The organism is Saccharopolyspora oryzae (assembly GCF_027853915.1).
GTDB lineage: Bacteria > Actinomycetota > Actinomycetes > Mycobacteriales > Pseudonocardiaceae > Saccharopolyspora > Saccharopolyspora oryzae.
Map to the genome: position 1 here is coordinate 22,704 of NZ_JAQGLA010000046.1, position 15,045 is coordinate 37,748.

Annotated in this window: 12 protein-coding genes; 4 read left to right on the forward strand and 8 right to left on the reverse strand. The window is 69.4% G+C overall.

The window, feature by feature from the left end:
• Positions 1 to 64: 64 nt before the first annotated feature.
• Both OU415_RS23845 and OU415_RS23850 read right to left on the reverse strand, forming a co-directional pair.
• A complete protein-coding gene (locus OU415_RS23845) occupies positions 65 to 1,450 on the reverse strand; it encodes an MFS transporter (RefSeq protein ID WP_270951363.1) in 1,386 nt (461 codons plus the stop codon).
• Positions 1,447 to 2,007: a TetR/AcrR family transcriptional regulator gene (locus OU415_RS23850; protein ID WP_270951365.1), complete on the reverse strand. Its 561-nt coding sequence runs from the start codon at positions 2,005 to 2,007 to the stop codon at positions 1,447 to 1,449. Before OU415_RS23850 ends, OU415_RS23845 begins: the two co-directional genes overlap by 4 nt.
• A gap of 182 nt (positions 2,008 to 2,189) precedes the next feature.
• Between OU415_RS23850 and pdxS the strand changes: the two genes are divergently transcribed.
• A complete protein-coding gene (gene pdxS / locus OU415_RS23855; protein WP_270951366.1) occupies positions 2,190 to 3,107 on the forward strand; it encodes a pyridoxal 5'-phosphate synthase lyase subunit PdxS in 918 nt (305 codons plus the stop codon).
• Between the two features lie 49 nt (positions 3,108 to 3,156).
• Here pdxS and pgsA read toward each other — a convergent pair whose 3' ends face one another.
• On the reverse strand, positions 3,157 to 3,774 hold the full coding sequence (pgsA, locus tag OU415_RS23860; RefSeq protein WP_270951367.1) for a phosphatidylinositol phosphate synthase: 618 nt from the start codon (positions 3,772 to 3,774) through the stop codon (positions 3,157 to 3,159).
• A 227-nt stretch (positions 3,775 to 4,001) separates the two neighbouring features.
• Here pgsA and OU415_RS23865 point away from each other — a divergent pair, with 227 nt between their 5' ends.
• On the forward strand, positions 4,002 to 4,529 hold the full coding sequence (locus OU415_RS23865) for a YceI family protein (protein ID WP_270951368.1): 528 nt from the start codon (positions 4,002 to 4,004) through the stop codon (positions 4,527 to 4,529).
• Positions 4,530 to 4,681: 152 nt separating this feature from the next.
• Here OU415_RS23865 and OU415_RS23870 read toward each other — a convergent pair whose 3' ends face one another.
• The 4 genes from OU415_RS23870 to OU415_RS23885 all read right to left on the reverse strand — a co-directional run bounded on the left by OU415_RS23870 (position 4,682) and on the right by OU415_RS23885 (position 10,323).
• Positions 4,682 to 5,251, reverse strand: a complete 570-nt coding sequence (locus OU415_RS23870; protein ID WP_456300266.1) for an HIT family protein — start codon at positions 5,249 to 5,251, stop codon at positions 4,682 to 4,684.
• The gene (gene thrS, locus OU415_RS23875; protein ID WP_270951398.1) at positions 5,248 to 7,263 is read right to left on the reverse strand and encodes a threonine--tRNA ligase; all 2,016 of its coding nucleotides are present in this window, start codon (positions 7,261 to 7,263) and stop codon (positions 5,248 to 5,250) included. Before thrS ends, OU415_RS23870 begins: the two co-directional genes overlap by 4 nt.
• A 142-nt stretch (positions 7,264 to 7,405) precedes the next feature.
• Positions 7,406 to 9,508 carry a putative bifunctional diguanylate cyclase/phosphodiesterase gene (locus tag OU415_RS23880; protein ID WP_270951370.1) on the reverse strand — a complete coding sequence of 701 codons (2,103 nt, stop codon included), beginning with the start codon at positions 9,506 to 9,508 and terminating at the stop codon, positions 7,406 to 7,408.
• Between the two features lie 5 nt (positions 9,509 to 9,513).
• A complete protein-coding gene (locus tag OU415_RS23885; protein ID WP_270951372.1) occupies positions 9,514 to 10,323 on the reverse strand; it encodes an SAM-dependent methyltransferase in 810 nt (269 codons plus the stop codon).
• Positions 10,324 to 10,643: 320 nt separating this feature from the next.
• Here OU415_RS23885 and OU415_RS23890 point away from each other — a divergent pair, with 320 nt between their 5' ends.
• Positions 10,644 to 11,993, forward strand: a complete 1,350-nt coding sequence (locus OU415_RS23890; protein WP_270951374.1) for an FAD-dependent oxidoreductase — start codon at positions 10,644 to 10,646, stop codon at positions 11,991 to 11,993.
• Positions 11,994 to 12,118: 125 nt separating this feature from the next.
• Here OU415_RS23890 and OU415_RS23895 read toward each other — a convergent pair whose 3' ends face one another.
• Positions 12,119 to 13,048 carry a pentapeptide repeat-containing protein gene (locus OU415_RS23895; RefSeq protein WP_270951376.1) on the reverse strand — a complete coding sequence of 310 codons (930 nt, stop codon included), beginning with the start codon at positions 13,046 to 13,048 and terminating at the stop codon, positions 12,119 to 12,121.
• Positions 13,049 to 13,515: 467 nt separating this feature from the next.
• On the opposite strand from OU415_RS23895, the gene OU415_RS23900 reads away from it, so the two are divergent.
• Positions 13,516 to 14,973 (forward strand): aldehyde dehydrogenase (NADP(+)), encoded by a 1,458-nt coding sequence (locus OU415_RS23900; protein ID WP_270951377.1) that lies wholly within the window; start codon positions 13,516 to 13,518, stop codon positions 14,971 to 14,973.
• The last annotated feature ends 72 nt before the right edge of the window (positions 14,974 to 15,045 follow it).

Consider the following 15,045-nt stretch of genomic DNA (forward strand, 5'->3'; position numbering starts at 1 on the left):
TCGCCACAACCCCGGAACCGGTCACCCCGGCAAGCCGCACCGAACGAGCGACGAGGCAGCGGATTCAGCGGATGGCGCGGTGTTTGCAGGTGACGATGAGCGCGCTCGCCACGAGCGGCGGCACCGACCAGAGCGCGGCCGCGGTGTAGCCGTCCTGCGCGGGAAGCAGGGCACCGCCGGGGGTGGCGGCGGCGAGGAGGAATCCGGCCAGCGCGCTGCCAATGCTGAATCCGATGCTGCGGACGATCTGGTTGATGGAGAGCACGCTGGCGGTCTCGGCCTGCGGAACGCCGGCGAGCACTAGCCCGGGCATGACCGCGGCGACCCCGCCGACCCCGAAGCCCAGGACCGCCATGGCGATCAGGACGACGACGAGCGAACCGCTGGCCACCGCGAACACCACCGCTGCGATCACCACCGCGGCCGCGGAGAGCACGTAAGCCCCTCGCTGCGCGATGCGACCCCGCAGGACCTTGCCCGCGACGAAACCGGAGAGGGAGAAGGGGATGAGGGCGGCCCCTGCCGCGACGCCGGGCAGGGCGAACCCGTAGTGCGCGTCCGCCGGGGTCTGCACGTAGCGGGTGAGGAGGCTGAACAGCAGGTACATGCCGACACCCGCGATGAGCATGGCCGCGTTCGCCCGGACCACGGGCCCCTGGCCGAGCAACCGGAGGTCGACCAGCGGCGCGGCGCTCCGGAGTTCGACGACCGCCCACACCGCGAGGATCGCGACCGCGGCGGCGAGGATGCCCGCACCCGCCCAGGGATTCGCCCACAGCGCGGGCTCGGCGATGACCAGCAGGACGCCGAGCGTTCCGAGGCCGAGCAGGACCGCTCCGATCACGTCGATCTGCGGCCGCGCGCCGGGGTTCTCCGGCGGGAGCACTCGCCAGGCGATGACGAGCGCAGCGGCGGACAGCGCGAATCCGAGCGCGTACGCGGCGCGGAGTCCGGCGAGCTGGTCGAGCAGGCTGATCACCGGGTAGCCGACGCCGATGCCCACCGTCGAGGCGACGGACAGGGCGGTGATCGTCGAGGCGGAGCGTTCCGCGGGCAGGTGGGCGCGGGCAACGCTCATGAGCAGCGCCCCCACGGCCACCCCGAGCCCCTGCAGTCCGCGCCCGACCACCAGAGCCGCGAAGGGCAGCGGGAGCGCGGTCAGCGCACCGCCGATCGTGACGAGGGCGAGGGTGACCAGGATCGTGGTCCGCCGGTGCGGACCGGTGCCGAGCCTGCCGAGGACCGGGCCGGCGATCGCGCCGGTGAACAGCGTGATCGTCAAGGTCCACTGCGCGGCTTCCAGCGGCACGTGCAGACCCGTCGCGACCGCCGTGATGAGCGGAGCACCGACGCTCCCGATGACGGCACCGGTCAGCGCGACGGCGACGAGGGCGGACCCGAGACGGCGGGCCTCGAGCGCGCCGGTGCGGTCGTCCACCTCGGTGCTCATCGGTTCTTCGCCGCCGTGATGTGCTCGAACAGGCCCGCGTTGATCCGGGTGCGGACCCCCTCGGCCCACGTCTCGTCGACGTGCTCGACGTCCATCGCCGCCCCGGCGTTCAGGAGCATCCCGAACGCGAGGAACGACTTCACCGTCACCGGCTCGAGCCCGGTGATTCCCGCGGCCGTGTCCCACATCCGCGAGAAGCACGACCGCACGGCCTCGCGGACTTCCTCGTCACCGCACGCGGCGAAGCCCTGGAGCTGCAGCAGGAGGTTCGTGCGATCGGCGAGGAGGTCGTAGTACTGCGCACCCATCGCCGACAGCGCGTCCAGACCGCTCCTGCTGCCGGCGGCGTCCCGCATCCCGTCGGTCAACCGGTCGAAGGCTGCGCGGACGAGCTCCAGGAACAACGCCTTCTTCGTCCCGAACATCCGGAAGACGTAGGCCTGAGTGATGCCCGCGTTCCGGGCGATCGCATCGATCGACGCACCGTGCAGCCCGTGCTCGGCGAACTCCTCCGCCGCGATCCCCAAGACCTGGGCCCGGCGCTCAGCACCGCTCATCCGCGCGACCATGCCGCCAAGTTACTAGTTACCAACCACTTACAAACCTGGGCATGACCACCGTCACACCGAAGGGCCACTGGAAAGTGGACTAGTCAAAAACAGGTTTAGTGGACCGTGTTGGTGGTCCAGTTCGTTCCTAGGCTGATGCCGGCAGAAGACCGCACGAAGGAAGGCCGAACGTGACTACCGTCGACGCCAAGGACACCGCCCGCAACGCCCAGACCGGGACCGACGGGGTCAAACGCGGCATGGCCGAGATGCTCAAGGGCGGCGTGATCATGGACGTGGTCACGCCGGAGCAGGCGAAGATCGCCGAGGCCGCGGGCGCGGTCGCGGTGATGGCGCTGGAGCGGGTGCCCGCCGACATCCGCGTGCAGGGCGGCGTGGCCCGGATGTCCGACCCGGACATGATCGAAGGCATCGTGAACTCGGTGTCCATCCCGGTGATGGCCAAGGCCCGGATCGGGCACTTCGTCGAGGCCCAGGTCCTGCAGTCGCTGGGCGTGGACTACATCGACGAGTCGGAGGTGCTGACCCCGGCCGACGAGGTCAACCACATCGACAAGTGGGCCTTCACCGTGCCGTTCGTGTGCGGTGCGACCAACCTCGGCGAGGCGCTGCGCCGGATCTCCGAGGGCGCGGCGATGATCCGCTCCAAGGGCGAGGCCGGCACCGGCAACGTCGTCGAGGCGACGCGGCACATGCGCCAGATCCGCGCCGACATCCGGCGCCTGTCGGTGCTCGACGACGACGAGCTCTACGTCGCGGCGAAGGAGCTGCGCGCGCCGGTGCAGCTGGTCCAGGAGATCGCCCGGACCGGCAAGCTCCCGGTGGTGCTGTTCACCGCGGGCGGCATCGCCACCCCGGCGGACGCGGCGATGATGCGCCAGCTGGGCGCGGAGGGCGTGTTCGTCGGCTCCGGCATCTTCAAGTCCGGCGACCCGGCCAAGCGCGCCGAGGCGATCGTCAAGGCGACGACCTTCTACGACGACCCGGACGTGATCGCGAAGGTCTCCCGAGGCCTCGGCGAGGCGATGGTCGGCATCAACCTCGACGACCTCTCCGAGCAGCAGCGCTACGCCCAGCGCGGCTGGTGACGACGACTGGATGAGCGGTGGAGGGCACCTTCCGACCTGGAGGTGCCCTTCACCTGTTCTCGTTCTCGGTGTTCGCGGAGCGGTGGACCGCGATGAGGCGTTGGGCGATGGTGATCAGGCTCAGGAGGACCAGGAGCCAGATCGCCGCGTCGAGGACGTAGGGGACGCCCAGGCCGTGCAGGCCCGTGCCGACGAGGATCACCAGGAAGCGTTCGGCCCGTTCGGCCAGGCCGCCGTCGGCGTTGAGGCCGTTGGCCTCGGCCCGGGCCTTGACGTAGGAGATCACCTGGGCGCCGACCAGGCAGATCAGGAAGCCCAGGCCTCGCGCGTGGTTCACGTCGACCACCAAGGCCCACCAGACGAGGGCGCCGAACAGCGCGCCGTCGACCAGGCGGTCGCAGCTGGCGTCGAGCACTCCGCCGAACTGCGAGGCCCGACCGCCGGCGCGGGCCATCGCGCCGTCGAGGATGTCGAAGAGCAGGAACACCGCGACCACGAGGGTGCCCACGAACAGCTCGCCGCGCGGGAAGAACCACAGCGCGGCCGCGGTGCTGGCGATCGTCCCGGTCAGCGTCACCGCATTCGGCGACAGGCCGAGCCGGACCAGGCCGGCACCGATCGGGTTGGTCAGTCGGGACAACGAGGCCCGCGCGAAGATGTTGAGCATTGCTTGAGTGGTCAGCCGCCTGTGCTTGTCGTTTTCCAGCAGACTAGCCCGCGCTGATCAAGCGCACCGGCCCCCACGACGACCGGTGACCTCCACCACAGCCCGGAATGATTGAAGGTTCAAGGGTGTTGGTGCTGTTCGAACTCCCTGCGACGAAGACGCCCGACCGCGGTGAGCCGCCGGTGGAGTTCGAGGCACACTGGCACCGCCACACCATTGGAGACAGCATGACGGCCACCGAGCAGATTCCGGGCTACGTCGCGGGCACCTGGGACATCGACAGCGTCCACTCCGACATCCAGTTCACCGTGCGGCACATGGGCGTGGGCAAGTCCCGCGGCCGCTTCGACGGCTTCCAGGGCGAGATCGTCACCGCGGCCGACCCGCTGCAGTCCTCGGTCACCGCGACCATCGACACCGCCTCGATCAACACCGGCAACGCCGACCGCGACGCGCACGTGCGCAACGCCGACTTCCTGGACGTCGAGCAGTTCCCGACCGCCACGTTCCGCTCCACCGGGATCCGCCAGGACGGCGAGGACTTCATCATCGACGGCGAGTTCACCCTGCACGGCGTGACCAAGCCGGTGTCGCTGGAGACCGAGCTGGGCGGCTTCGCCGAGGACGGCCTGCTCGGCCTGTCCGCCAAGGTGGTCCTCAACCGCACCGACTTCGGCGTCGGCCCGGCCGGCGGCGCCATGGTCGGCGAGAAGATCACCATCACCCTCGACATCGAGGCCCGCCTCCGCGGCTGACACCAGACGCGAAAAGGGGCCGGGGACTGCACGAGTCCCCGGCCCCTTCGTCTTCGCCCAGTCCCACCACTGCGCCCCGTCCCACATCGTGGACCACAGTTTCAATTGAAACTGCGGACAACTGGGACGGAGCGTCCAGGACGTGGGACGGATCAGTCGGCTCGGGTCCAGGCGTCGGCGAGGAGTTGGCGGGTCTCGCCGAGGAGCTGCGGGAGGACCTTCGTGTGGCCGATGACCGGCATGAAGTTCGAGTCACCGCCCCACCGCGGCACCACGTGCTGGTGCAGGTGCGCCGCGATGCCCGCGCCCGCCACCGGGCCCTGGTTGAGCCCGATGTTGAACCCGTGCGGCGCCGACACCTCGCGGATCACCCGCATCGCGTGCTGCGTGTACTCCGCGACCGCCACCGTCTCCGCCGCGGTCAGCTCCGTGTAGTCCGCCACGTGCCGGTACGGCAGCACCATCAGGTGGCCCGGGTTGTACGGGTACAGGTTCAGGATCGCGAAGACCAGCTCGCCGCGCGCCACGATCAGCGTCTCGGAGTCCGGGCGTCCGGACTCCAGCAGGCGGCAGAACGGGCAGCCGTCGCTGTCGTCGCCGTCCGGCTTGTTCTCGCCCTGGATGTAGGCCATCCGGTGCGGAGTCCACAGCCGCTGCAGCGCGTCCTGGACACCGACCCCGTGCTGCTCGGTCAGCTCGACTTCCTCGGGTCCTGCGCTCACGCCGTCCCCGCCTGGAAGTTCTCCGCGGTCGGCGAGGCGTTCTCGCGGCGCTGCACCCAGTCGACCAGCGCGTTGACCGCGGTGTCCACCGGCACCCCGTTGATCTGGGTGCCGTCGCGGAACCGGAACGACACCGCGTCGGCCTCCACGTCCTTGCCGCCGGCCAGCAGCAGGAACGGCACCTTCTGCGTGGTGTGGTTGCGGATCTTCTTCTGCATCCGGTCGTCGCTGGTGTCGATGTCGACGCGGATCCCCTTGTCGCGCAATGACTTCGCCACCCGCTGCAGGTGCTCGACGTGCTCGTCGGCGATCGGGATGCCGACCGCTTGCACCGGCGCGAGCCAGGCCGGGAAGGCGCCGGCGTAGTGCTCGGTGAGCACGCCGAAGAACCGCTCGATGGAGCCGAACAGCGCCCGGTGGATCTTGATCGGCCGCTGCTTGCTGCCGTCCGGCGAGGTGTACTCGAGGTTGAACCGCTCCGGCAGGTGGTAGTCGACCTGGATGGTCGACATCTGCCAGCTGCGGCCCAGCGCGTCCTTGGCCTGCACCGAGATCTTCGGGCCGTAGAAGGCGGCGCCGCCCGGGTCCGGCACCAGCTCGAGGCCGGAGTCCTCGGCCGCGCTGCGCAGCGCCTCGGTGGCGACCTCCCAGCTCTCGTCGTCGCCGACGTACTTCTCCTCGTTGCGGGTCGACAGCTCGAGGTAGAAGTCGTCCAGGCCGTAGTCGCGCAGCAGGTCCAGCACGAAGCCCAGCAGCGACTTCAGCTCGTCCTGCAGCTGGTCGGGCGTGCAGTAGATGTGCGCGTCGTCCTGCGTCATGCCGCGCACGCGGGTCAGGCCGTGCACCACGCCGGACTTCTCGTACCGGTAGACCGACCCGAACTCGAACAGCCGCAGCGGCAGCTCCCGGTAGGAGCGGCCGCGGGAGCGGAAGATCAGGTTGTGGAACGGGCAGTTCATCGGCTTGAGGTAGTAGTCGACGCCCGGCTTGCGCAGCTCACCGTTGGCGTCGCGCTCCTCGTCGAGGTGCATCGCCGGGAACATGCCGTCCTGGTACCAGTCGAGGTGACCGGAGGTCTTGAACAGCGTGTCCTTGGTGACGTGCGGGGTGTTGACGAACTCGTAGCCGGCCTGCTCGTGCCGCTTGCGGGAGTAGTCCTCCAGCTCGCGGCGGATGATGCCGCCCTTGGGGTGGAACACCGGCAGCCCGGAACCGATCTCCTCCGGGAAGGAGAACAGGTCGAGCTCGGCGCCGAGCCTGCGGTGGTCGCGGCGCTCGGCCTCGGCCAGCAGCTCCAGGTGCTCCTCGAGCTTGTCCTTGGACTCCCAGGCGGTGCCGTAGATCCGCTGCAGCTGCTGGTTGTTCTGGTTGCCCCGCCAGTACGCGGCGGCCACCCGCATCAGCTTGAACGCCGGGATGAACCGGGTGTGCGGCACGTGCGGGCCGCGGCACAGGTCGCCCCAGACGACCTCGCCGTGCCGGTCGATGTTGTCGTAGACGGTCAGCTCGCCGCCGCCGACCTCCATCACCTCGCTGGTGTCCACATCGGACTTGAGGTCGACCAGCTCCAGCTTGTACGGCTCGTCTGCCAGCTCCTCCTTGGCGGCCTCGACCGAGTCCAGGCGGCGGCGGGAGAACTTCTGCCCGGACTTGATGATCTGCTTCATGCGCTTCTCCAGCGCCTGCAGGTCCTCCGGGGTGAACGGGCGGTCCACGTCGAAGTCGTAGTAGAAGCCGTCCTTGACCGGCGGGCCGATGCCCAGCTTCGCGTCCGGGAACAGGTTCTGCACCGCCTGCGCGAGCACGTGCGCGGCGGAGTGGCGGATGACGCTGCGGCCTTCCTCGGTGTCGGCGGCGACCGCCTCCACCTCGACGTCGGACTCCGGCGCCCAAGCCAGGTCGCGCAGGGCGCCCTCGGCGTCGCGGACCACCACGACGGCGTCCGGGCCCTTGGACGGCAGCCCGGCCTCGGCCACGGCCGCACCCGCGGTAGTGCCCGCCGGAACCTTCACCCGGAGAGCTTGCTGGGCTTGGGAAGGCTGTACGGACACGATCACTCCTCGGCTGGGCCGGTCCTCCGACCGGCGCGGACACGCTTCGCATCCCGATGCTATCGGCTGGTCGCGGACTGTTTCCGGCCGCCACCTGCCCACGTCAGCCGGACTGCTCCTGGATGAGTTCGGCCAGCTCCGACGCCGAGACCAGACCGCCGGTGAACGGCCCCATCGCCAGCGACACCCCGAGTTCGTGCAGGCGCTGGGCCTGCAGCTCGTCGCGCACGCCGGCCGCACTGACCGGCAGGCCCAGCAGCTCGGCCGCGCCGCACGCGGCCACCACGAGGTGCCGGTCCAGCGGGGCGGGGCCTTCGGGGGCCACGAAGCTGTCCAGGTGCGAGCCCTCGATGCGCGCCATCCCCAGCGGCAGGCCCTTCAGCCGCGGCATCCGGGCGTAGTCCTCGCCGAACTCGTAGACGCACAGCCGCAGCCCCATGTCGGAGAAGATCTCCAGCGTGTCCACCGCGTCGCCCTGGCCGTCGAACAGCGTGGACTCGGGCAGCCCGACCGCCAGCTTGTCGGGCGGCATCCCGGTCTTGCGCAGGATGCGGTGCACGTCGGCGATCAGCTCCGGGTCGCGGGTGTGCCGCGGCGACAGGCGCACTGCCGCGATCGGCGCTTTCGGGCCCAGCAGGTCCACCCAGCGCGCGGCGTGCTCGCACACCTGCTCCAGCGCCCAGCTGCCGAGCCGGGTGATCAGCCCGGTCTCCTCGGCCAGCTCCAGGAACCTGTCCTCACCCAGCTCGCCGAACTCCGGGTGGTCCCAGCGGATGTTGGCGGCGCCCCCGACGAAACGTCCGCTCGCCAGTTCGATGATGGGTTCGTACTCGACGAACAGCTCGTACTGCTCGATCGCGGCGGGCAGCTCGGCGGAGAGCCGGAACCGGTCCCGCGTCGCCGCGTTGCGCTCCGAGTCGTACAGCAGCCACTGGGCCCGGCCGTCCTGCTTGGCCCGGTAGAGGGTGATGTCGGCGTCGCGCAGCAGCGACTCGGCGTCGGTCTCGACGACCGGGCACTCCACGATCCCGACGCTGGCCGAGGCGCGGAGCTCGTGCGCGCCGATGCGCACGGGGCTGGTGATCTCGGACAGCAGGTCCTCGACCATGGCCACCAGGTCCGCGGCACCGGTCGAGTCGGGCACCAGGACGACGAACTCGTCACCGCCCATCCGCGCGGCCAGCGCCCCGCTCGCCGCTGCCTGCAGCCGCTGGGCGACGGTGCGCAGCAGCTGGTCGCCGATCGGGTGGCCGAGGCTGTCGTTGACCGCCTTGAACCCGTCCAGGTCGAAGTAGCAGAGCCCGACCCGCCGTCCGGGGCGGGTTTCCTCCAGCGCCTTGTCCAGGCTGGTCTGCAGCTGGGTCCGGTTCGCCAGGCCGGTCAGCGGGTCGTGCACGGCCTGGCGGCGGAACTGCTCCTGGAGCATGTGCCGGTCGGTGATGTCCTCGTAGAGCACCACCTGGTAGTCCGGTTCGCCTTGCGAGTCGCGGACCAGCGACGCCGACAGCTGGGTCCAGGTGTGCGAGCCGTCCGGGGCGGTGAACCGGGTGTCCAGCTGGTACTGGTCGTTGCTCGCACCGATCAGGCCGTCGTTGGCGGCGCGCAGGTCCCCCACCCACTCGGCGTCGGCGAGCTCGAAGATGGTGCTGCCGAGCAGTTCGGCGTCGCTGCGCCGGAAGATCCGCCGCATCGCGGCGTTGGTCTCGTCGATGCTGCCGTCCAACCGGACGATCGCGATGCCCGTCGCGGACGAGGCGACCACCGCGCGGGACCGCGCTTCGCTGGCTCGCAGGGCCTCCTCCGCAGTGTCGCGGGCCTCCGTGACCGCGCGCTGGATCACCTCCTGCTCGCCCAGGGTCTGCTCGCGCAGCGCCCCGGCGTAGCCCGCGGCCAGCTCGCCGAGCACCTCGATCAGCCGGGCCGGGGCGACGTCGCGAACCGCGGGCAGCGCGGTCGCCAGGTGCTGCAGCGTGCCGGACAGCGCTTCGGCGTTGGTGAAGTGCACGTCGACCAGCCGCCGACCGACGTCGACGGCGGACTCCAGCGGTCCCCCGTCGAGCGCGGCCAGCACGTCGTCCAGGCACTTCGCCAGGAAGGTCTCGACTTCGGGACGCCCCATCGCGACGTAGCTGGTGTTGATGACCCGGCGGGTCCACTCCTTGACCAGCTCCTCGTGCTCGGGCGCTCCGTCGTCCGGATCGGGCATCGACGTCACGCCTTGCGCCCGACGGCGCCGTAGACGATCGACCGCTCCGGGTTCTCCCAGGCGTCCTCCGGGGTGTCCGGCCGCCAGTTCGGCACGTAGACCACGCCCGGCTCGACGATCTCGAAGTCGTCGATCATCTCGGCGACCTCGTCGCGGGTGCGCAGCGTGACCGGGTTGGAGCTGCTCTCGTACAGCTTCACCAGGCCCTGCACGCCCTCCGGGTAGTGGTCACCGGTGACGTGGGAGAAGCCGAGGTAGCTGCCTGCGGGCAGCCGCTCGTAGTAGCGGCGGATCACGTCGCGGGGCTTCTTGCTCTCCGGCACGAAGTGCACCAGCGCGACCATCATGACCGCGATCGGCTGCGAGAAGTCGAGCATCGCCTGGGTTTCCGGCGCGTCCAGGACGTCTTCGACGTCGAGGAGGTCGGCTTGCACGACGGTGGCCCGCTCGTTGTCGCCCAGGATGGTGCGGCTGTGCGCGACCGCGACCGGCTCGTTGTCCACGTAGACCACGCGGGCCTCCGGGTCGACGGCGTGGACGATCTCGTGCACGTTGCCCGCGGTCGGGATCCCGGACCCGATGTCCAGGAACTGCCGGATGCCCTGGTCCAGGCAGTAGCGCACCGCGCGCCGCAGGAAGGCCCGGTTGTTCACCGCGACCTCCTGGACGTTGGGCACCACCTTCATGACCTGGCGCCCGAGCTCGCGATCGGCTTCGAAGTTGTGCGCGCCGCCCAAGTAGAAGTCGTAGCACCTGGCCGCGCTGGGCTTCGCCAGGTCGACGCCTTCGGGGATCCAGTCCGGCCGCTCCTGCATCTCGCTAGACCTCCAGCCGTTGGTCCGCCCGGCCACCGAGGTCGTCTCTGCATCGAAGGGTCCACCGCGACCGGAACGTTGATCACACGTTGATCAGGCGGAGATCCTACTGTCACCCGGCGCACCGAGTCACGCACTCAGAGTGGGCACCCGGGAGAACCCGGTCCGGGTATGAGCATTGTCACCGCCCGCATGGCGGGATCGGGGGTAAGGGGTACCTAAGCTTGAAGGGTCTTGGTGGACGTCCACCAGGCCCACTCGTGATGGGCCAGTCAGCGAGCACTCCGGGTCGAGGACCGTTCGGGGTAGGAGGAGATGGAATGACTCGCCCACTGCGGGTAGCGATCGTCGGCGCCGGACCGGCCGGTGTGTACGCGGCCGACATCCTGACCAAGTCCGAGACCCCGGTCGAGATCGACCTGCTGGACCGGATGCCCGCGCCCTACGGTCTGATCCGCTACGGCGTGGCCCCCGACCACCCCCGCATCAAGGGCATCGTCAGCGCCCTGCACCGGGTGCTGGAGAAGCCGGAGATCCGCTTCCTCGGGCACATCGACTACGGCGTGGACCTCAAGCTGGACGACCTGCGGCACCACTACGACGCGGTCATCTTCGCCACCGGCGCGGACAAGGACCGCCCGCTGGACATCCCGGGCATCGACCTGCCGCACAGCTACGGCGCCGCCGACTTCGTCTACTGGTACGACGGCTACCCGGAGGCCCCGCGCGACTGGACGCTGGACGGGCAGCACGTCGCGGTGATCGGCGCCGGCAACGTGGCGCTCGACGTCGCCCGCGTGCTGGCCAAGCAGGCCGACGACCTGCTGAGCACCGAGATCCCGGACAACGTGCACCGCGGCTTGAAGGCCTCGCAGGTCACCGACGTGCACCTGTTCGCCCGGCGCGGTCCGGCGCAGGCCAAGTTCACCCCGCTGGAGCTGCGCGAGCTCGACCACCAGGACGACGTCGAGATCATCGTGCACCCCGAGGGCTTCGAGCTCGACGAGGCCAGCGAGGAGGCGATCCGCACCAACAACCAGGTGAAGACGATCGTCAAGACGCTGCAGGACTGGGCGCTGCGCGACCCGAAGAACGACACCGCGCGACGCCTGCACCTGCACTTCCTGCGCGCGCCGGTCGAGGTGCAGGGCACCGACCGCGTCGAGGGCTTCAAGGTCGAGGTCATGGAGCTCACCGGCGACGGCAACGTGCGCGGCACGGGCGAGTACGAGACCTACCCGGCGCAGCAGGTCTACCGCGCGGTGGGCTACCTGAGCTCGCCGCTGGCCGACATCCCGTTCGACCACGCCGCCGGCGTGGTGCCCAACGAGGGCGGCCGGGTGCTGGACCTGGACGGCGAGCACATGCCCGGCGTCTACACCACGGGCTGGATCAAGCGCGGTCCGGTGGGCCTGATCGGCCACACCAAGGGCGACGCGCTGGAGACGATCAACAACCTGCTCGCCGACCTGGAGTCGATGCCGCAGGCCGAGGAGCCGTCGAGCGACAGCATCCTGCGGCTGCTCGAGGAGCGCGGCGTGGAGTACACGACGTGGGAGGGCTGGGGTCGCCTGGACGCCCACGAGAAGGCGCTGGGCGAGGCCCAGGGCCGCGAGCGCATCAAGGTCGTGCCGCGCGACGAGATGGTGCAGATCTCCCGCGCGGAGTGACTTTTTCCCACCGAAGGGCACCTTCCGAGCAAACCCGCTCAGAAGGTGCCCTTCGTCCTACCGACGCCGGTCCCGCTGTCCTGCCACGCGTGTTGCGATCCGCAGGGCGCAAAGACCGCTCCTGATCATGAGCCCGGAGGCCAGATCGCAGATTCGCGCCCCGGCGCATCTCGCAGATTCCAAGCTCTCTCGATTTGTTTCACTTGCGAGAAGTCGGCGCCTGCGATCGACTCGACTCCATCGAAACTCACATTTTCAAAATTGATCTTACCGAATTTGGCACCACGGAGATTCGCGCCCTTTAAATCCACACCACCGAGCACCGCGCGGTTCAAATTGGCGCCGACCAGGTCGGCATCTCTGAAATCAGCATCCTTCAGAAAAGCTCCGGTGAAGTCCACGCCGTTCAGTTTCGCGCCGACGAACTGCGCACCGTCGAAGCGGCACTCCTGGAATTCACTCCCCCCGAGGTCAGCACGGTTCCAGATCGTCCAGCGCGCGTAACAACCCGTTGCGACCGTACCGCGCATCACCACATCCTTGAAAGCAACCCCATCAACTTTCATTCCGGGCAGAAAAAAGGAGCGCTGACCAGGACCGCCTTGGTCTTTCAAAGGGTCGCGTGCGCGGATCACTTCCGCCGCATCCTGCGTACCCTGGATCGCCACGTACCGGGTGATGGTACCCGTGAGTCCCTTGATCTCCTCAGCACCGAGCAGCCGGGGACTGCGGAGGTACCTCTCAACACTGGCGAGGATCACTTCCTGCATTTCGGGCTCTTCGCGCATGACGTCGCGCAACAGGCCGAAGCCCTCCGCCTGATCCCTGTCTTCCGAACTGTGAATCTTCCCGACAGCAGCGTTCACCACCTCCATTCGCTCCAGATCGACGCTATTTTTTTGCAACCACAGCCCGCCTACCGTGGTCGCCGTTGCCGCGAGGTTCACGACCGTGGTCAGGACTACGCCCACGATCCAGCGCCGACTCGAATTGGCGGCACCACCCGGCTCATCGGGCACCGCCTGCGGGCCAGGCGAACTCGGAACATCAACCATGATCCGAGCTTGCCCACATGATCAGCACGCGACCACGATTTCCAATTGATTAGCCCGAAAAGACGAATCGCTCCACCCTTTGAAAACCACCCAGCCGAACTGACCGGAATATTCCATCCAATCCGATCCCAGCTCCAGGTGCCGTTGAAAGCCCACGAGAAGGCACTCGCGATCTCCAAAGCCACGAGCACGTCGAAGTCGTGAGCGCGAAAGCCGGTTGGAGCCGGTTTTCGCACTCACAACAGTCCGGACATGGGCCGCAGGCGGATCGCGTGTCCCCAGCTCGCCGTTGCGAGCAGGTCTCCGGTCCGGTCGATGATCACACCGCGGTGGCCTTCGAGGTTTCGACGGCCAGGACGTCGCCGTCCGGGCTGAACTCGACCTTGCTTTATGCCGAACGCTGTCCGGCCCGTCGGCACTCTGGACGTATTACGGTGTCGGGAGACGCCACTCGCACCGCGCAAAGGATGGGCACGTTGACCGCGATCCCGGACACCACCCGAGCCGAACTCGACACCGTCCTGCAGCGGGCGGCCGACGCCGCCGAGGCGTTCGGCGCACAGGCCCCCGCCGCCCGAGCCCGGCAGATCCGCGCGGTCGCCGACGCGCTCGACGCCGCGTCGGGCGAACTGGTCCCGCTGGCCATGGCCGAGTCCCACCTCGGGGAGGGTCGGCTGACCGGCGAGCTCAAGCGCACCACCTTCCAGCTGCGCCTGTTCGCCGAGGTCCTCGACGACGGCGGCTACCTCCAGGCCACTGTGGACGGCGCGGACGCCGACTTCCCCCTGGGCGCCAAGCCGGACCTGCGCCGCGTTCTGGTGCCGGTGGGTCCGGTGCTGGTGTTCGCCGCGAGCAACTTCCCGTTCGCGTTCTCCGTCGCCGGTGGCGACACCGCATCGGCGCTGGCCGCCGGGTGCCCGGTGGTGCTCAAGGCGCACCCGGGGCACCCGCAGCTGTCCGTGCGCACCGGCGAGATCATCACCGGCGCGCTGGCCGGATCCGGCGCTCCGGACGGGGCCTTCCAGGTGGTGCTGGGCTTCGAGACCGGAACCGCGGCACTGCAGGACCCCCGGATCAAGGCGGCGGCGTTCACCGGCTCGGTCCCGGCAGGTCGCGCGCTGTTCGACATCGCCAACTCGCGCCCGACGCCGATCCCGTTCTTCGGCGAGCTGGGCAGCCTCAACCCCGTCTTCGCCACCCCCAACGCCGTCCGGGCCCGCGGCGAGGAGATCGCCAAGGGCTACGTGACGTCCTACTCGGGCAACGCGGGCCAGCTGTGCACCAAGCCCGGACTGCTGTTCCTGCCCGCCGACCACGGCCTGGACGAGGTGCTGGCCGAGGAGTCCAAGGCGGTGGCGGCGCACAAGCTGCTCAACGAGCGCCTGCACGAGGGCTACTGCACCCGCCGCGAGGCGGTCACCGAAGTGCCGGGCGTGCGGGTGCTCGCCGAAGGCGGCATCGACGAAGGGGCGACGCCGACGCTGCTGACCACCGACGTCGACACGCTGCTGGCGAACCGGGAAGCCCTGCTGGAGGAGGTCTTCGGCCCGCTGTCCATCGTGGTCACCTACAGCTCCGAGGACGAAGCGCGCCGCGCGGCCGAGGCGTTCGAGGGCAACCTCACCGCGACCCTGCACGCCGAGGACGACGACGCGGAGTTCGCCTCGAGCCTGGTCAGCCGCCTGCGCGACCGGGCAGGCCGACTCCTGTTCAACGGCTGGCCGACCGGGGTCGCGGTCTCCCCCGCGATGCAGCACGGCGGCCCGTACCCGGCGACGACGGACGCCCGCTTCACCTCGGTGGGCACGGCCGCCATCGACCGCTTCCTCCGACCGGTGACCTACCAGAACGTCCCGCAGAACCTCCTCCCGGAACCGCTCCAGGACGAAAACCCCTGGGGTGTCCCGCAGATCCGCCACGCGTGACCTGAATCGCGAAGAGCGCCGTTCGCCGGACGGCGCTCTTCGCGTTCAGCGCTCGATCCGGTACGTGATGAC